At 61.3% G+C, this 17,313-nt stretch carries 15 protein-coding genes; 3 read left to right on the forward strand and 12 right to left on the reverse strand.

Annotated elements, in window-relative coordinates; all coding sequences use genetic code 11:
* Nucleotides 1-78 precede the first annotated feature (78 nt).
* The 12 genes from VWY60_RS07085 to VWY60_RS07140 form a co-directional block, all read right to left on the reverse strand.
* Nucleotides 79-834, reverse strand: coding sequence for an ABC transporter ATP-binding protein (locus VWY60_RS07085; RefSeq protein WP_340545624.1), 756 nt, complete (start codon nucleotides 832-834; stop codon nucleotides 79-81).
* Nucleotides 831-1,688 (reverse strand): ABC transporter ATP-binding protein, encoded by an 858-nt coding sequence (locus VWY60_RS07090; protein WP_340545623.1) that lies wholly within the window; start codon nucleotides 1,686-1,688, stop codon nucleotides 831-833. Before VWY60_RS07090 ends, VWY60_RS07085 begins: the two co-directional genes overlap by 4 nt.
* A complete protein-coding gene (gene nikC, locus VWY60_RS07095) occupies nucleotides 1,685-2,620 on the reverse strand; it encodes a nickel transporter permease (RefSeq protein WP_340545622.1) in 936 nt (311 codons plus the stop codon). Before nikC ends, VWY60_RS07090 begins: the two co-directional genes overlap by 4 nt.
* Nucleotides 2,617-3,675 carry an ABC transporter permease gene (locus tag VWY60_RS07100; protein ID WP_416540152.1) on the reverse strand — a complete coding sequence of 353 codons (1,059 nt, stop codon included), beginning with the start codon at nucleotides 3,673-3,675 and terminating at the stop codon, nucleotides 2,617-2,619. The genes nikC and VWY60_RS07100 overlap by 4 nt, the downstream gene beginning before the upstream one ends.
* A gap of 1 nt (nucleotide 3,676) precedes the next feature.
* A complete protein-coding gene (locus VWY60_RS07105) occupies nucleotides 3,677-5,272 on the reverse strand; it encodes an ABC transporter substrate-binding protein (protein ID WP_340545620.1) in 1,596 nt (531 codons plus the stop codon).
* Nucleotides 5,273-5,363: 91 nt separating this feature from the next.
* A complete protein-coding gene (locus VWY60_RS07110; RefSeq protein ID WP_416534907.1) occupies nucleotides 5,364-6,434 on the reverse strand; it encodes a dipeptidase in 1,071 nt (356 codons plus the stop codon).
* A gap of 203 nt (nucleotides 6,435-6,637) precedes the next feature.
* Nucleotides 6,638-7,309 (reverse strand): class II aldolase/adducin family protein, encoded by a 672-nt coding sequence (locus tag VWY60_RS07115; RefSeq protein ID WP_340545618.1) that lies wholly within the window; start codon nucleotides 7,307-7,309, stop codon nucleotides 6,638-6,640.
* A gap of 7 nt (nucleotides 7,310-7,316) precedes the next feature.
* The gene (gene mtnA / locus VWY60_RS07120) at nucleotides 7,317-8,420 is read right to left on the reverse strand and encodes an S-methyl-5-thioribose-1-phosphate isomerase (protein ID WP_416540153.1); all 1,104 of its coding nucleotides are present in this window, start codon (nucleotides 8,418-8,420) and stop codon (nucleotides 7,317-7,319) included.
* 87 nt (nucleotides 8,421-8,507) lie between these two features.
* Complete coding sequence (locus VWY60_RS07125; RefSeq protein WP_416540154.1) at nucleotides 8,508-8,798, reverse strand: MoaD/ThiS family protein; 291 nt, start codon at nucleotides 8,796-8,798, stop codon at nucleotides 8,508-8,510.
* A 9-nt stretch (nucleotides 8,799-8,807) separates the two neighbouring features.
* Entirely contained in the window at nucleotides 8,808-11,078 is a 2,271-nt protein-coding gene (locus VWY60_RS07130) for a xanthine dehydrogenase family protein molybdopterin-binding subunit (RefSeq protein ID WP_416540155.1), read from the reverse strand.
* Complete coding sequence (locus VWY60_RS07135) at nucleotides 11,078-11,560, reverse strand: (2Fe-2S)-binding protein (RefSeq protein WP_416540156.1); 483 nt, start codon at nucleotides 11,558-11,560, stop codon at nucleotides 11,078-11,080. Before VWY60_RS07135 ends, VWY60_RS07130 begins: the two co-directional genes overlap by 1 nt.
* Nucleotides 11,557-12,423: an FAD binding domain-containing protein gene (locus VWY60_RS07140; protein ID WP_416540157.1), complete on the reverse strand. Its 867-nt coding sequence runs from the start codon at nucleotides 12,421-12,423 to the stop codon at nucleotides 11,557-11,559. Before VWY60_RS07140 ends, VWY60_RS07135 begins: the two co-directional genes overlap by 4 nt.
* A gap of 712 nt (nucleotides 12,424-13,135) precedes the next feature.
* Between VWY60_RS07140 and VWY60_RS07145 the strand changes: the two genes are divergently transcribed.
* The 3 genes from VWY60_RS07145 to VWY60_RS07155 all read left to right on the forward strand — a co-directional run bounded on the left by VWY60_RS07145 (nucleotide 13,136) and on the right by VWY60_RS07155 (nucleotide 17,272).
* A complete protein-coding gene (locus tag VWY60_RS07145; protein ID WP_416540158.1) occupies nucleotides 13,136-14,101 on the forward strand; it encodes a TAXI family TRAP transporter solute-binding subunit in 966 nt (321 codons plus the stop codon).
* 136 nt (nucleotides 14,102-14,237) lie between these two features.
* Nucleotides 14,238-16,844, forward strand: a complete 2,607-nt coding sequence (locus VWY60_RS07150; protein ID WP_340545611.1) for a TRAP transporter permease — start codon at nucleotides 14,238-14,240, stop codon at nucleotides 16,842-16,844.
* Entirely contained in the window at nucleotides 16,841-17,272 is a 432-nt protein-coding gene (locus VWY60_RS07155) for a universal stress protein (protein WP_340545610.1), read from the forward strand. The genes VWY60_RS07150 and VWY60_RS07155 overlap by 4 nt, the downstream gene beginning before the upstream one ends.
* Nucleotides 17,273-17,313: the final 41 nt, after the last annotated feature.

The raw sequence follows: 17,313 nt of genomic DNA on the forward strand, positions 1-17,313 counted from the left end.
TTACCGTCCCGTGCGCGGCGCATTCCGAGGGGCGTCGCCCGCTTGGCAGCTCTCTGTCAGACCCCTGACAGCCCCATTTCAGGCCACCCGATTGGCGGAGGCCCGCAGCAGCGTTTGTGTATAGGGGTGCTGTGTCTGCCCGGCGCGCATGGCATCAATGCTGAGCACCTCTACAATCTCGCCATGCTGCATCACCGCCGCCGCATCACACATATGCGCAACGACCGCGAGGTCATGAGACACCATCACAAAGGTCAGCCCATGCGCGGCACGTAAATCGCTGAGAAGGTTCAGGATCTCCGCTTGTACCGAGACATCCAGCGCCGAGGTCGGCTCGTCCAGCAGCAGGATATCCGGCCGTGGGGCCAGCGCGCGGGCGATGGCGACGCGCTGCCGCTGACCACCGGACAGCTGGTGCGGATAGCGAAAGCGGAACGACGGCCCAAGGCCGACATCCTGCAGCAGCTGTTCCACCCGTGCATCGATGTCGCGGAACCCGTGCAGATGCAGTGTCTCCGACAGCACCTGATCCACGGATTGACGCGGGTGCAGCGAGGCATAGGGATCCTGAAACACCATCTGAACGGTCTTGTAAAATGCGCGGTCACGGGTCGGTCCAAGCCGTTTGCCCTCAACCGATATCTCACCATTCCACTGCGGCGCGAGACCGGTGATGGCTTTCAGGATAGTGGATTTTCCTGAGCCGCTTTCGCCGACGAGGCCGAAACTGGCGCCGGTCTCGACCGCCAGAGACGCCGATTTCACGGCATGGACCAATGCGCCACGGTCGCCGAAATAGACGTTTAAGTTATTGATTTCCAGCGCCATTGTCATCTGCGACCCTCCACGCTGGGCGCATCCCGCCAGGCGGGATCACGTTGCAGCACCTCAAGCCGAGGACGCGGAGCATCAAATCGGGGCAGGCTGCCGAGCAGACCTCGTGTATAAGGGTGCTGCGCTTCGTGCAGCTGATCGGCGTCGCAGACCTCGACGATGCGGCCTGCATACATGATCAGCACCCGATCACAGAACTGCGACACCAGATTGAGATCGTGGCTGATAAAGATCAGCCCCATGCCGCGTTCCTTCACCAGCCGATCCATGATCGACAGCACCTGTCCTTGCACCGAGACATCCAGCGCCGAGGTCGGCTCATCCGCGATCAGGATTTCCGGGTTTGGGATCAGCATCATGGCAATCATGATCCGTTGCCCCATGCCACCCGACATCTCATGCGGGTAGGCGGTCATCACGCGCTCCGGGTCGCGGATCGACACAGCCTCCAGCATTTCCAAGGCCTTGGCATAGGCCTCGGTCTTGGTGGATTTGCTGTGCAGGCGGTGGGCTTCGATCAGTTGATCGCCGATGGTCATCACCGGGTTGAGCGAGAATTTGGGATCCTGCATCACCATGGAGATCTGTTCGCCGCGAACCTTGCGCATCTCGCGCTCCGATTTTGCCAGCAGGTTCTCGCCGTGCAGATTGATGTGATCCGCTTCGACGATGCCGGGAGGCCGGATCAGTCGTAGGATGGCGCGACCGGTCATTGACTTGCCGGAGCCGCTTTCCCCAACGATGCCGAGCCGTTCACGGCCGAGCGAGAAGGACACACCGCGCACTGCGTCAAAGATGCCATTGCGGGTGGGAAACCGCACCCAGAGGTTTTCGATATCCAGAAGCGGGCTCATGAGGCGCTGTCCTTTGGGTCCAATACGTCGCGCAGGCCATCTCCCAGCAGGTTGAACGCCAGCGAAACGGCAAAAATGGCAAGACCGGGCATGGTGGCCACCCACCAGTGATCGAGGATGAACCGGCGCCCTTCGGAGATCATCGCGCCCCATTCCGGGCTTGGTGGCTGGGCGCCAAGGCCGAGGAAGCCCAGACCAGCGGCGGCCAGAATGATGCCTGCCATATCGAGCGTCACCCGAACGATCAGCGAGGAGATGCAGAGTGGCCAGATATGTTTGATGATGATCCTGAGCGGGCCTGCGCCTTGCAGGCGGATCGCGCTGATATAGTCGGAGGAGCGGATCGTCAGCGTCTCGGCCCGCGCCATCCGTGCATAGGGCGGCCAGGCAGTGAGCGAGATCGCCAGCACCGCGTTTTCGATCCCGGCGCCAAGAGCAGCGACAAAGGCCAGCGCCAGCACCAGCCGTGGAAACGCCAGGAAAATATCGGTGATCCGCATCAGAATGATATCGGCCCAGCCGCCGACGTAGCCGGAGACGGTGCCAACCAGAAGGCCCGCAACCGGTGCAATCAGCGCCACCAGCGCCACGATATAGAGGGTGATGCGGGCGCCATGGATCAACCGGCTGAGGATATCACGACCAAGGGAATCCGTGCCCAGAATATGCCCCTCGCTGCCCAACGGTTGCAGCCGATTGGCGAGATTCTGCACATATGGGTCATGGGGCGCGATCACCGGCGCCAGCAGCGCGATGGAGATCAACAAAATCAGGATGGCCAGCCCGACCATCGCCATATGGTTCTGCTTCAGCGACAGCCAGCCCTGATAGAGTGCCGCCAGCCGGGCCTGACGCCGCGATCTCGGCGTGTCGGTCAGCAGCCAGGCGCGCAGGCCCTGCTGAGGGGCCGGGGTTTGCGATGACAGGCTCATTTCGACCTCGGATCGAAGACTTTGTAGAGAAGATCGGAGAAGATATTGAGGCAGATGAACACGAGCCCCACAACAACTGTACCGCCCAGTACCGCATTCATGTCAGCCGACAAAAGTGCGGTGGTGATATAGCTGCCGATCCCCGGCCAGGAAAAGATGATTTCGGTCAGAACCGATCCCTCAAGCAGATTGGCATAGCTGAGGGCGATCACGGTGATCAGCTGCACGCGGATATTGCGAAATGCGTGCGTCCAGACCACGGCCCATTCACTCATGCCTTTGACGCGGGCGGTGGTGATATATTCCGCCGAGAGCTGTTCGAGCATGAACGAGCGCGTCATGCGGCTGATATAGGCAAGGCTGTAATAGCCGAGCAGCGCGGCGGGCAGCACGATATGAGAAAACGCGTCGCGAAACGCGCCCCAGTCACCTGCAATCAGCGAGTCCACCAGGATCATGCCTGTGACCGACGGGATCATATCCTCGTAGAAAACACCCTGACGTCCGGGGCCGCCGACCCAGCCCAGAATGCCGTAGAACAGCAAGAGCCCCATCAGTCCGAGCCAGAAGATCGGCATGGAATAGCCCACAAGTGCAATCACGCGGGCAATCTGGTCGATCCAGCTGCCCCGGCGTACGGCGGCGATGACCCCCAGCGGCACGCCCAGAATGCATCCGAAGAGAATGCCAATAGTGGCAAGTTCAAAGGTCGCCGGAAACACGCGTGCTATATCAGAGGAGACATCCCGCGCGGTCAGCAGCGAGGTTCCGAAATCACCGCGGAGCACATCGGTGACATAGTAGAAAAACTGAATAGCCAGCGACCGGTCCAGACCCAGCTCACGGTAGGCGGCATTATACTGCTCCTCGGTGGCGCGTTCGCCCACGATGGCCAGCACCGGATCAATGGGCATCACGCGACCAATCAGGAAGGTCACGAACAAGAGGCCCAGCATGGTGACTGCGATGGACGACAGCGTCACCAGTGTGCCGCGCGCCCAAGGGGGGAGAGGCAGCCAAGGCCGCCGCTCCGTTTCTGTTGCGAAATTCGCCATTTTACTTGGTCACGTCCCAGTAGGCGACGGAGGTGATCGCCCCGCCGAGGCTCAGCCCTTCGACATTGTCGGCCATGCCAGCCTGTTCGATCAGCTGGAACATGATGGCAAAAGGGGCTGTGTCGCGGAACTCTGCCTGAATTTCGTGGTACATCTCGGCGCGCTTGTCGGTGTCGCCCTCGACCACGGCGGCGGCAACCTTTTCCGTCAGCCCGCCGGTGTCCCAGCCGTTGCGCCAGGCCAGAAGACCGGTTGCATTGGCTTCGTCCGAGTTATCCGGGTTATAGGCAAAGGTCCCCGCATTGGTATGCGGATCAGGATAATCCGGGCCCCATGCGCCCAGATAGATATCCAACTCGCGTGCGCGGTATTTGCCCAGGATCTGCTTGCCGGTGCCAACCTCAAGGTTCAGCGTGATCCCGGCCTGTGCAAAGGTGTTTTGCAGCGACTGTGCAATTTCCAGCCGTTCCTGCGCCTCGCGCACACCGACCGTCAGCTCCAGATTCTCGACACCGGCCTCTGCCAGCAGCGCCTTGGCCTTTTCCACATCGAGCGAGAAGGGGTTTTCGTCCACAGCGCCCAGATAGGTCTTCGGCAGGAAGTTCTGGTGACCGACATACCAGTTCTTCAGGAAGCTGTTTTCCATACCGTCATAGTCGATGAGATATTTCAGCGCCTGACGGACCTGCGGCTTCGACAGTTCCGGGTGTTTCTGGTTGAAGGAGACATACATCAGGCGGCCGCGCATTTCGCGCAGCACCTCGACACCCTCAACACCGGCCAGACCGTCCACATCCGAGGGCGTCAGATCGCGGGCCACGTCGATATCACCGCGTTCCAGCATCAGGCGCTGGGTTGCGCTTTCCTGAACGTGGCGCACGATGACGCGCTTCATTTCTGGCTCACCGCCATAATACGAGGGGTTTGCGCTCAGGGTGACACTTTCCTTCGGCTTCCAGCTGGCCAGGCTGTAGGGGCCGGAGCCCGCAGAATTGGTGGTCAGCCAATTGTTGCCCATATCGCCATCGACCTCATTGGCCATGACCAGTTCCTTGTCGACGATGGCGCCGATGGTCGCCGTAAGGCAGTTCAGAACAAAGGAGGTCGCATAGCGTTTGTCGGTGGTGATAGACAGCGTATTGCCATCAACCTTGATGGTTTCATCGACGTTTTCGGGCGTAAAGCCAAACTGCGTGATGATGAAGGACGGCGTCTTGTTCAGAATGACCGCGCGCTTCAGCGAAAACGCCGCATCCTCGGCCCGGACCGGGTTGCCGGACTGGAAGGTCACGCCTTCGCGCATGGTAAAGGTGATGGTGCGGCCATCCTCGGAGACTGTCCAGCTTTCGGCCAGATCGGGCTGATAGCCTGCATCCAGATCGGAGGGGTCAAAGTTGACCAGCTTACCATAGATGTTGCGGATCACATCGGCACCCGCAAATTCAAAGCTCTGCGCCGGATCCAGCGTGGTGATATCGTCAATGCGGTTGGCAATAACCAGCATATTGGCGGGCGTCTCAGCCATGGTCGCCATCGGAGTGAGGCCAATCGCCAGCCCCAGCGCGGCGGTGCCAAGAAGGGTATGAATGGTTTTCATCTTTAACTCCCTATTGTGTTTTTGATCTTGGAATATCGCGCTGTTGTCAGCGTCTTGTTGTTGTGTGGGTCTGAACCGGAGCGCGCACCGGTCAGCTGCGCGCCTCCGTTTTCGGGCTGCGCCAGGTGGCATCCAGAACCCGCAGCCAGTTGTCGTGACATAGTTTTTTCATCAACGTCTCATCCACACCGTGGTGACGCAGAGCGGCGCGAAGCGCGGGCAGGCCTGCAACGGTCCTGATCTCCCGCGGCACGGTGGCCCCGTCGAAATCCGAGCCGAAACCAACCCGATCCTCGCCGAGCTGGCTGATCAGGTGGTCGATATGGCGCAGCATCCGGTCAATCGGGGTGTTTTCGTCCATCCGACCATCTTCGCGCAGAAAGGCGACCGCAAAGTTCAGGCCGACCATCCCGTCACTGTCGCGGATCGCGTGCAGTTGGCGGTCGGTCAGGTTGCGGCTGTGCGGCGTCAACGCATGGGCATTGGAATGGGTGGCCACCAGCGGCGCTGCGCTCAGCTTGGCGACATCCCAGAAACCGGCCTCGTTCAGATGCGACAGGTCGATCATAACACCCAGATCATTGCAGCGCCGGATCAGCCGTTTGCCATCCTCCGTCAGCCCCGGACCGGTATCGGGTGATCCCGGAAACCGGAAGGGCACGCCATGGCCGAACCTTGTCGGGCGGCTCCACACCGGACCGATTGAGCGAAGCCCGGCCTGATAAAGCAGGTCGAGCATGTGGAAATCCGGATCAATTGCCTCCGCGCCCTCCATATGCAGCACCGCCGCCATCATCCCGGTCGAGAGGCAGTCGCGAATATCTTCGGTTGTGCGGCAGACCTTCAGCGCGCCGTCGCTTTCCAGCTGAAACAGCAGGGACGCCTGCGACAGCGCGACAGGGGCGGCATCGGCCCAGCTGATCGCCGCCGACAGCGGCATATCATAGCTGTCTGCCATCATCTCGTCTTCGCTATCCAGACTGTGGCCATCCGGAATATAGATCGCAAAGAAGCCGCCGCCAAAGCCGCCCGTGCGCGCTTTGGCCAGATCAATTTGGCGCCCGCCGTTGCCTTGGAACCCGTCCACGCCGGATGAAATATCGCGATTGTGCAATCGCAGCAAAACATCGTTGTGGCCGTCGAAAATCAGAGGGTCAGTCATATTTCTTCCTAATTCCCTGATATGAGGTCGTATCTTTTGCGCTAACGCAAGGGAATTTACGCCCGTTTCCGGGATAAGACGGACGAAGGTCCAAAAACTGCCATCTAACTGGGAGGAATGGCGTGACAGCGGTCATCTTGCCCGCTGGTCGTTCGACCGGGCCGGGAAGATGTTCGATTATCGCGCAATGGCGACTCGGCTGGTCAGGCCTGTTTCAGCCCGTAGGTGGCGAAGGCAGCAAGCGCCTCCTCCATCTGCGCCGTGCTTAGCAGTTTTGGTGTGCCGATGCTGCGGGCCAGTATGTACGTCCGCGCCAGACTCTCCAGCTCCACCATGCGCCACATCGCCCGCGCCAGCGTATCACCGGTCACGAGGGCCCCATGGTTTGCCATCAGGCAGGCGTGGCGGTCGGCCATGGCGTGAACGACATGATCCGACAATTCAGCCGTACCGAACAGCGCGTAATCCGCCAGCGGCACGTCATCTCCGCCAAAGGCCGCGACCATATAGTGGCAGGCCGGGATCGTCATGTGGTTCACGGCGAGAGCGCAGCAATGCGCCGGATGGGCATGGACGACCGCCATCGCCTCCGGCTTCGCCGCAAGCAGCGCCTGATGAAACTGCCACTCCGACGACGGGGCCGGCTGTGCATCCTCGGGATCAGGCCCGCCCGCAAGCGGCATTCGGACGATCATCTCCGGGCTCATCGCCTCATAAGGGATGCCGGACGGGGTGATCAGCATGTCACCCCCGGCGATCCGCAGGGAGATATTGCCGGAGGTGCCCTGATTGATGCCGGTCCGGTTCATCTCCAGGCAGGCATCAATGATGGACTGACGCAGGGCGCGGCTGTCATCCGGGGCGGGTCTGATCATGGCGCGGTCACCCGGCCTTGCGGATAAGATCGGGGAACAGCGCCGCCAGCCCCTCGGCAGAGGCATCGCAGATGCCGCGCTCTGTGATCAGCCCGGTGACCAGCCGATTGGGGGTCACGTCAAAGGCCGGGTTGCCGCAGACCGTGCCGTCCGGTGTCACACGCGCAAGCCCGATGTCACCGCTATCAAGCACGCCCTGCACATGGCTTACCTCGCAGCTGTCGCGGTCCTCGATCGGGATCTCTGCAACGCCATCGGTCACCGTCCAGTCGATGGTCGGCGAGGGCAGGGCAACGTAGAAGGGTACCCCGTTGTCATGGGCTGCCAGTGCCTTCAGATAGGTGCCGATCTTGTTGCAGACATCACCCTGACGCGTGGTGCGGTCGGTGCCGGTGATCACCAGGTCGACCTGTCCGTGCTGCATCAGATGACCGCCGGCATTGTCGGTGATGTAGCTGTGGCTAATACCATGGCTGCCCAGTTCCCAGGCGGTCAGCGCGCCCTGATTGCGCGGGCGGGTCTCATCGACCCAGACATGGATCGGAATTCCGGCATCATGGGCCTGATACATCGGGCTGGTGGCGGTGCCCCAGTCAACCGTGGCGATCCAGCCTGCATTGCAATGGGTGAGTAGCCGCACCGGCTCACCTGCGGGTTTCTTCTGTGCGATCTCACGGATCAGGGTCAGCCCGTAAGTGCCGATGCGCCGGTTGATTTCAACATCCTCATCGGCGATTGCATGGGCCAGTTTCAGTGCGGCGTCAGCACGCTCATCCTCGGGCAGGGGACGCAGGACCTCCATGCAGCGGTTTAGCGCCCAGCGCAGGTTGATCGCAGTGGGGCGGGTCGCATTGAGCTGCTCCCAAGCGACCTCCAGCGCACCGTCCGAAGGATCAAGCTCGGCCGCCAGCGCCATGCCATAGGCGGCGGTGGCTCCGATCAGCGGCGCGCCACGCACCCGCATCTCGACGATGGCGGTCGCGAAATCATCCAGTGTTGCAACCGGCTGAATGCGAAACTCATGGGGCAGCCAACGCTGGTCGATAATCATCAGAACCGATTGATCCTCGTCCCACCAGAGCGAGCGATAATGTGTGCCGTTGACCTTCACTGCGGTGTCCTCCGTTGATGGCTGGCCCAGCGCCGCCGCTGATGCCGTCCTAGCGCATTGGCGGTAAAGTGCAATCCTCTTGCGCGGCTAGCCGCCGCGCAACCTCTGCATGAGGTAGATTTCATTCTGGGGCCGGAGCGGTTCATCAAGGCTGGCAGCAATGATCCGGCCGTCCACCGCAACGGATACGCCTGCGTCGAGAGCCGGTGCAAGGGCGGGATAGGCAGATTTGAGTGCTGCGATCATCGCGCCGATTGTGGCGGCCTGAACCTCCACTGCGTCCTGCCCATCTGCAAACCGTCGCAGGCCCGACCAGAGGTGTACGGTCAGGCGCGGTGTACCCGCGCCCTGACCTGTGGTGCTGTACTCAGGTGCCATTGCGGCGCCTCAGCCCGTCTTGGCGCGCTGCTGATCCAGGGCGGCCAGAATGCGCGGTGGCGACATCGGCAGCGCATGCAACCGCACCCCCGCCGCCGCAGAGACTGCATTGGCGATGGCCGCGAGAGGCGGACAGATCGAGGTTTCGCCGACACCGCGCACGCCAAAGGGATGACCGGGGTTCGGCACCTCGACAATCACCGTGTCGATCATTGGCAGGTCCGAGGCGACGGGGATCCGATAGTCGAGGAACACCGCATTCTGCAACCGCCCGTCCTCGCCGTAGATATATTCCTCATTCAGCGCCCAGCCGATGCCCTGTGCGGCACCGCCCTGAAACTGACCTTCGACATAGGTGGGATGGATCGCCTTGCCCGCATCCTGAATGACCGTATAGCGCGTCACAGCGGTCTTGCCGGTTTCGGGATCCACCTCCGCATCGACGATATGGGTGGCAAAGGAGACGCCGGCCCCTTCGGGCGTCGCCTCGAAATGGCCGGAGATCGGTCCACCGGTCTTGCCCATGTCGCGGGTAATCTCCGCCAGCGGCATCGGGTCGAAGTTGCCCGCATTGGGACCGGAGGGCACGGCATGGCCGTCCTCCCATTTCACAGCATCCTCGGGGATACCCCATTTGGTCGCGGCACGTTTGCTGAGCTTGGCCACGGCATCCTCTGCCGCCTTGATCGTGGCAAGGCCGCTGGCATAGGTCACCCGGCTGCCGTGGGAGACGTCATTATAACCAAGCGTGGCAGTATCGGCGATGGTGACGCGGATGCTCTCATAGGGAATGCCCAGAACCTCTGCCGCCATCAGCGCCATGGAGGCGCGGGAGCCGCCGATATCGGGCGTGCCAACAGAAATCTGACAGGTGCCATCCTCTGACAGCGACAGCGAAACAGAGGTTTCGCCACCATGGTTGAACCAGAAGCCGCAGGAGATCCCGCGCCCCTGACCGGGCTTCAGCGGGGCATTGTAGTGGGGATGCGCCTTGGCAGCCTCGAGCGTTTCGACCAGACCAATGCGTTCGAACTTTGGCCCGTAGGAGGCTTTGGTGCCCTCGCGCGCGGCATTTTTCAGGCGCACTTCGATCGGGTCGAGATCCAGTTTACGGCAGAGCTCGTCAATCACAGATTCCACCGCGTAGGCCGCCATCGGCGAGCCGGGCGCGCGATAGGCCGCCTGTTTGGGGCGGTTGCTCATGACGTCATAGCCAATCTGCTGGACGTTCTTCAGATCATAGGGCGCAAAGGCACACATTGCGGTCATATCCGCAGGCGCACCCGGAAAGGCACCGCCCTGTAGGCGGAAGGTGCCCTGTGCTGCGGTAATGATACCATCAGCGGTCATGCCGATCTTGATATCCATGGAGGTCGAGGCGGTGGGGCCGGTGGCCCGGAACACCTCGGGGCGGCTCATCACCAGTTTGACCGGGCGATTGGACTTGCGCGACAGGGCCAGTGCGACAGGTTCGATGAACACCGTGGTCTTGCCGCCAAAGCCGCCGCCGATTTCCGAGGCGGTGACGCGCAGCTGCGATGTCTCAATCCCCAACAGCGCCGCGCAGTTCTTCTGCACATACCAGTGGCCCTGCGTACAGCACCACAGTTCACCCTTGCCGTCCTGTCCCAGCTGTGCAAGGCAGGCATGGGGTTCGATATAGCCCTGATGCGTGGCCTCGGTGACAAAATGCTCCTCGACCACCAGATCGGCCTTTGCAAAGCCCGCCTCGACATCGCCATGGCCGCTTTCGTGGTAGCGCACCACGTTTGGGTGCATCCCCTCCGGCACAGAGTAATCGGCAGCGCCCTCGCGGATCACCGGTGCATCCTTGGCCATCGCCTTATCGACATCGGTCACATGGGGCAGCACCTCATACTCTACCTCGATCAGCTTCAGCGCGTCACGAGCGGCGAGGGCCGAGGTGGCCGCCACAGCCGCGATGGCATGGCCATCATAGAGCGCGGTATCGCCCGCCATCACGTTTTCCAGCACATTCCATTGTTCGCCTTCCAGCCCCGGCGCGGGTTTGATGGCGTCCGAGAAATCGGCACGGGTGACAATCGCCTTCACATCGCTCAGCGCCTCGGCCTTGCTGGTGTCGATATGTTTGATCCGGGCATGGGCGTGAGGGCTGCGCAGGATGGCCCCGAAGAGCATTCCCGGTGCCGTGATATCGGCGCCAAAGCGCGCCTTGCCCGTGACCTTATCCAGACCATCGGGGCGGTTGGGACGGGTGCCCACCTGGGTGAAATCGGTCTTGCGTTGATCCAGAGCCATTATGATGCCTCCCGCATCTCTGCCGCCGCGTCCATGACGGCGCGAATGATCTTGTCATAGCCGGTACAGCGGCACAGATTGCCCGCCAGCCAATAGCGCACTTCGGTCTCGCTGGGGTTGGGGTTCTTCTCCAGCAGCGCCTTGGCCGCGACCAGAATGCCCGGCGTGCAGATACCGCATTGCAGCGCGGCGTGGTCGATGAACTTCTGTTGCAGCGGATGCAGTGTTTCGCCAGCAGCGATGCCTTCGACGGTGGCGATTTCCTGGCCTGCGGCTTCGACGCCGAGCACCAGACAGGAACAGACCAGCCGCCCGTTGAGAGTGATCGAACAGGCGCCACAGTCGCCGGTGCCGCAGCCTTCCTTGGCACCGGTGAGGTTCAAACGGTCGCGCAGCACATCAAGTAGCGTTTCGCGCGGATCGCAGAGGTAATCGACGGCATCGCCGTTGACGGTGGCCGAGACGTGGATCTTCGTGCTCATGCTTTGTCTCCCTTGGCGCGGGCATAGGCGGTTTCTGCGGCGCGGCGGGCCATCACGCCCGCCACCTGCGTGCGAAAGGCAATGGTGCCGCGTTTGTCGGTGATCGGTGAGCAGGCATCAGAGGCAGCGGTGGCCAGTCGCCCCAAGGCCGCGTCGTCCAGCCTGGAGCCGATCAGGGCATCGGCACAGGCCTGCACCATCAGTACCGTGGGCGCGACAGCTCCGAGGGCAACGCGGGCATCCGCGACGGTGTCGCCCTCCAGCCGAAGCCAGACACCACAGCCGACCACGGCGATGTCCATCTCGGTTCGCGGGATAAACCGCAGATAGGCGTCGCCCTGACCGGGCACGGCGGGCGGCAGATGCACCGCCGTGATCAACTCGCCGGGCTTCAGCGTGGTCTTGCCGGGAGCTGCCGGAATATCCACGACCGCGGCGCGGCGATTGCCGTCAGGTCCGGTGATGCTGACCGATGCACCTGCCGCAACCATAGCCGGCACGCTGTCGGCGGCAGGGGAGGCATTGCAGAGGTTGCCGACAAGCGTGGCCCGGCCCTGCACCTGGGTGGATCCGATCAGGTCCATCGCCTCGACCACGCCCGGCCATGCGGCCGACAGGTCATCATGTTCGGACATTTCGGCTCCGGCCACCGCGGCGCCGATGGTCCAGCTGCCATCGCTTTCCTTGCGGATGTCGCGGACGCCATCAATCGCCTTGATGTCGATCAGCGTATCCGGCGTGACGATATCGGCGCGCATCTGCACCAGCACATCGGTGCCGCCGGCCAGAACACGGGTAACCCCCGATGCTGAAGCCGCCAGCTCCGCCGCTTCGGCAAAGCTGGTTGGTCGGTGATAGTTCATTGGGACTGTCCTTTTGCTGGCCTGCTGCAGGTGGCTGATGGGTGGGTCCGGATGTCCGGGGCATGGAATGCGCTGCGGGCTGTCTCGACGCATATGCCTGGCCGCGGGCCAAGGCGGTGCGCTTTTCGGTATCTTGCGTCCTTGCGCAGTCTTCGGCAAGCCGCCATCGCAGCCGGTTTCGGACATAGGCGTGAAATCTCACGCTCGCAAAGCACAATCGGCAGTGATGTTCACATACCACACCGGGCAACGACCGAGGGCGCGCTTAGGTGGCAGGGGCCCATAAACGGGGAGGGTATTGCGCTTTTGCCCCTTGCGGTGTCGGATCCAGTCTTTTATGGCGGCGGCAATTCCAGAAATCTTCTAGAAAATATCGCCATCAAAGGGGTTTGAATGGCAAAGTTGGGTTGCACACAGGTGTGACAATCTGCCACAGTGCGCCGAATCCAATGGATGTGGATGTGGGGGAATATTCCGGGATTGGTATCAGATACGCTGAAACCTCGTGCCTGCGGGGCCACGGGCAGATCGTAAGCCTTGACTTGGTCTGATGCGCCTGAAACGCTTTAACCGCTGGACCTGCCGGAAATTGTTGCCAGAACGCGCGACAAAACACACCTGGCGTCTACATGTCCCCAAGGGTTCAACGACCCCAGCCGCGCCGTGTGCGGCTCTACGGTTTCGAAGACAAAAACGTGGGAGAACACTACATATGACCAACACCAAGCTGGCCGTTAGCGCCCTTGTGGCTACCGCCTTCATGGCACCTGCCGCGATGGCAGAAGAATTCATCACAATCGGTACCGGCGGTGTGACCGGCGTGTACTACCCGACCGGTGGCGCGATCTGCCGTCTGGTCAACAAGACCCGCAAAGAGCACGGTATCCGCTGCTCCGTGGAATCCACCGGTGGCTCCGTCTACAACATCAACACCATCCGTGATGGTGAGCTGGAATTCGGTGTGGCGCAGTCCGACTGGCAGTACCACGCCTATAACGGCACCTCCAAATTCGAAGAGCAGGGCGCCTTTGAAGGTCTGCGTGCCGTGTTCTCCGTTCACCCGGAGCCCTTTACCGTTGTGGCGCGTGCCGATGCCGGCATCACCAATTTCGACGACCTCCAGGGCAAGCGCGTCAACATCGGCAACCCCGGTTCCGGTCAGCGCGGCACCATGGAAGTGCTGCTGGAAGCCAAAGGCTGGGGCATGGACAGCTTTGCGCTGGCAACCGAGCTGAAGGCCGCCGAACAGTCCGCAGCGCTCTGCGACAACCAGATCGACGCCATGGTCTACACCGTTGGCCACCCCTCCGGCTCGATCCAGGAAGCCACCACCGCCTGCGACTCCGTCCTGGTGACCGTGGATGGCGAAGCGGTTGAAAAGCTGATCGCTGACAACTCCTTCTACCGGACTGCAACCATTCCCGGCGGCATGTACCGTGGCTCCGACGCGAATGTGAGCACATTCGGCGTTGGCGCGACCTTCGTGACCTCTGATCAGGTCTCGGACGAGGCGGTCTACACCGTGGTAAAAGCGGTCTTTGAAAACTTCGAAGACTTCAAAAAACTGCACCCGGCCTTCGCCAACCTGAAGCCTGAGGAAATGGCGACTGCGGGCCTGTCCGCACCGCTGCATCCCGGCGCGGCGAAGTACTACAAAGAACAGGGCTGGGTTGAATAACCAGACCGATTGATCGAACGGGGCGCCATGGCGCCCCGTTTTGCACCTGCGGTCTCCACGTCCGCTGACCGGGGTGTCAAGAACAAGTGGAGCAGTACCTGCACCCAAGCGGTACGAGCTTTCGAGGGGAACCATCATGACAAGTGAAACACAGGGCAAAGGTCCGCTGTCGGAGGAAGAGCTTCAGGCTCTTGTTGCCTCATCAGACTCCGGCGCCCGCAACCCGATTGGCAGCGTAGGGCTGTTCCTGGCCATTGTGGCCTGCATCTGGTCGGTCTTTCAGGTGCTGCTGGCCTCTCCGGTTGCCAATCTCGTGCTACCGGGCAGCGTCGTAAACAATGCGCGCCAGATCCATCTGGCCTTTGCCATTTTTCTCGCCTATGCGGCCTATCCCGCGCTGAAGAGCAGCCCGACGGACCGGATCCCGGTTCAGGACTGGATCCTGGCGCTGATGGGCACATTTACCGCACTTTATGGCTATATCTTCTACGAGAAGATCGTGAATGCCGGTGGCAAGGGTGATGACATCGACACGGTCTTTGCTGCGATCGGTCTTGTGCTGCTGTTTGAGGGCGCGCGCCGCGCCCTTGGCCCGGCGATGGCAATCGTGGCTTCTGTGTTCCTGCTGTATGTTTTCTTCGGCTCATCCGAGCTGGTCCCCGATGTGATCCGCTGGAAAGGCGCATCGCTGGACCGCGCGATGGAGCAGATGTGGATCACCTCGGAAGGTGTGTTTGGCATCGCGCTGGGGGTGTCGACGAAATTCGTGTTTCTCTTCGTGCTGTTCGGTGCACTTCTGGATAAGGCGGGTGCCGGCAATTACTTTATCAAGATGGCCTTTGGCGCGCTTGGTCACCTGCGCGGTGGCCCGGCAAAGGCGGCGGTGGTCGGCTCGGCCGCAACCGGTCTGATCTCCGGCTCCTCGATTGCCAATGTCGTGACCACCGGCACCTTTACCATTCCGCTGATGAAGCGGGTTGGCTTCACCTCGGAGCAGGCCGGTTCGGTAGAGGTTGCCTCCTCTGTCAATGGCCAGATCATGCCGCCGGTTATGGGCGCGGCTGCGTTTCTCATGGTGGAATATGTCGGTATTTCTTATGTCGAGGTGATCACCCATGCGTTCCTGCCGGCGACGATCTCCTATATCGCGCTGATCTACATCGTGCATCTGGAAGCCGTAAAGCGGAAGATGCCGACCCTGGGCAACCGCGAAGTAAACCTGATGCGCACGGCGCTGGGTATGCTGAGCTTCTTCCTGGTGTTTGCGGGGCTGTGCTATGGCACCCAATTCCCGGTTGATGCGATCGAAGCCGTCGCACCAAGCGCAGCCGGCCTGATCATCACCTGTCTGGTTGCATTGGTCTATGTCGCGCTGGTCTATATGGCAGCGCAGGTTCCCGACCTTGAACCCGATGATCCCAACGCCAAGGACATCGAACTGCCCGAGGTTGGCGAGATCTACAAGGCCGGTCTGCATTACCTGCTGCCGATCATCGTGCTGGTCTACTTCCTGATGATCGAACAGAAATCGCCGGGACTGTCGGCTTTCTGGGCGACCGCCTTGCTATTCGTGATCCTGCTCACCCAGAAACCGCTTAAGGCGCTGTTCCGCGGGCAGAGCAACCTGCTGCACAACTTTATGGATGGGCTCAACGACCTGTGGCACGGCATGGTGGATGGTGCGCGCAACATGATCGGTATCGCGCTGGCAACAGCAACAGCCGGCGTGATCGTAGGCACGGTGACCCTCACCGGTGTTGGTCAGGTCATGGCCGATCTGGTTGAGTTCCTGTCGGGCGGCAACCTGATCCTGATGCTGGTGATGGTAGGGCTGTTGTCCCTGATCCTCGGCATGGGTCTGCCCACGACGGCGAACTACATCGTTGTCAGCTCGCTGATGGCGGGCGTTGTGGTGGAACTGGGGGCGCAATCCGGTCTGATCGTGCCGCTGATCGCGGTGCATCTATTTGTGTTCTACTTCGGCATCATGGCGGATGTGACACCGCCTGTGGGCCTTGCGAGCTTTGCCGCGGCGGCTGTCTCCGGGGGCGATGCGATCCGTACCGGCTTCATCGCCTTCTTCTACAGCCTGCGTACCGTGGCGCTGCCGTTTGTGTTCATCTTCAACACCGATCTTCTCCTGATTGATGTCACCTGGGCTGAGGGGATACTGGTTGCGGTGACCGCCACCATTGCGATCCTTGTCTTTACTGCCGGCACCATGGGATATTTTCTGACCCGCAGCCGGATCTATGAAAGCGTGGCGCTGGTGGCGATTGCCTTTGCAATCTTCCGTCCCGGCTTCTTCATGGATTACATCCAGCCGCCGTTCACGCAGGTGGAGCCGGCCGAGCTGGTCACCGCGCTCGACGATGTCCCCGAAGGCACCGAAGTGCGCGTGAAAGTGGCGGGTCCCGATTTCGACACTGGCGAGATGACCGAAACCACTTTGGTTCTGACCGTCGGCGCAGAGGGCGGGCAGACAAGCCTCGATCAGTTCGGACTGCTGCCGCTGGAAGAAGACGGCATTGTCAAACTGGAAGAGCCGATGTTCGGCACCCCGGCGCAGCCGATGCTGGACGGGTTTGATTTCTATCTGGATGACCCGGTATCCTTGACCTCGGTGCAGGTGCCGTCGGATCAGCTGCCCAAGGAGCTGATCTTTATCCCGGCGCTGCTGCTGCTGGGGCTTGTTGCCCTGATGCAGACGGGCCGTGCCCGCAAAGAGGAGGCAATGGCATGAGTAAATCTGTTCTCTGCGCGCTGGAACTGAACGGCGACACGACGGACCGCAAGGTGCTGGCAGAGGCGGCCCGACTGGCCGATCTGGATGGCGCGCAGCTGGATGTCGTCAATGTGCTGCCCGATTTTGGCGAAAGCTGGGTCTCGGGGTTCTTCGAAGAGCACCACCATGAACGCGCGGTAAAGGAAACTGCAGATCATCTGGGCAAGCTCTGCGAGGAGGTCCTCGGCGCCGAACGCAACGCCAAGGTGCGGCATCTGGTGGCCACCGGCAAAGCCTATCAGGAAATCCTGAAGGTCGCGGACAAGGCGGGAACCGATCTGATCGTGATCGGCGCGCATAAGCCGGAGCTGTCGGATTATCTGCTGGGACCCAATGCGGCGCGGGTGATCCGCCATTCCACCTGTTCGGTCTATGTGGTGCGCTGATCCGCAGGCATTCTAACCGCATATCTCCGTATTTAAGGGGC

Origin of the sequence: Phaeobacter sp. JH20_26 (assembly GCF_048056275.1) — a bacterium.
Lineage (GTDB): Bacteria > Pseudomonadota > Alphaproteobacteria > Rhodobacterales > Rhodobacteraceae > Phaeobacter > Phaeobacter bryozoorum.

Bases quoted from the DNA above. Each gene is read 5' to 3' on its own strand.
- VWY60_RS07085 (WP_340545624.1), bottom strand. From the start codon at position 834: ATGACAATGGCGCTGGAAATCAATAACTTAAACGTCTATTTCGGCGAC.
- VWY60_RS07090 (WP_340545623.1), bottom strand. From the start codon at position 1,688: ATGAGCCCGCTTCTGGATATCGAAAACCTCTGGGTGCGGTTTCCCACC.
- nikC (WP_340545622.1), bottom strand. From the start codon at position 2,620: ATGAGCCTGTCATCGCAAACCCCGGCCCCTCAGCAGGGCCTGCGCGCC.
- VWY60_RS07100 (WP_416540152.1), bottom strand. From the start codon at position 3,675: ATGGCGAATTTCGCAACAGAAACGGAGCGGCGGCCTTGGCTGCCTCTC.
- VWY60_RS07105 (WP_340545620.1), bottom strand. From the start codon at position 5,272: ATGAAAACCATTCATACCCTTCTTGGCACCGCCGCGCTGGGGCTGGCG.
- VWY60_RS07110 (WP_416534907.1), bottom strand. From the start codon at position 6,434: ATGACTGACCCTCTGATTTTCGACGGCCACAACGATGTTTTGCTGCGA.
- VWY60_RS07115 (WP_340545618.1), bottom strand. From the start codon at position 7,309: ATGATCAGACCCGCCCCGGATGACAGCCGCGCCCTGCGTCAGTCCATC.
- VWY60_RS07125 (WP_416540154.1), bottom strand. From the start codon at position 8,798: ATGGCACCTGAGTACAGCACCACAGGTCAGGGCGCGGGTACACCGCGC.
- VWY60_RS07130 (WP_416540155.1), bottom strand. From the start codon at position 11,078: ATGGCTCTGGATCAACGCAAGACCGATTTCACCCAGGTGGGCACCCGT.
- VWY60_RS07135 (WP_416540156.1), bottom strand. From the start codon at position 11,560: ATGAGCACGAAGATCCACGTCTCGGCCACCGTCAACGGCGATGCCGTC.
- VWY60_RS07140 (WP_416540157.1), bottom strand. From the start codon at position 12,423: ATGAACTATCACCGACCAACCAGCTTTGCCGAAGCGGCGGAGCTGGCG.
- VWY60_RS07145 (WP_416540158.1), top strand. From the start codon at position 13,136: ATGACCAACACCAAGCTGGCCGTTAGCGCCCTTGTGGCTACCGCCTTC.
- VWY60_RS07150 (WP_340545611.1), top strand. From the start codon at position 14,238: ATGACAAGTGAAACACAGGGCAAAGGTCCGCTGTCGGAGGAAGAGCTT.
- VWY60_RS07155 (WP_340545610.1), top strand. From the start codon at position 16,841: ATGAGTAAATCTGTTCTCTGCGCGCTGGAACTGAACGGCGACACGACG.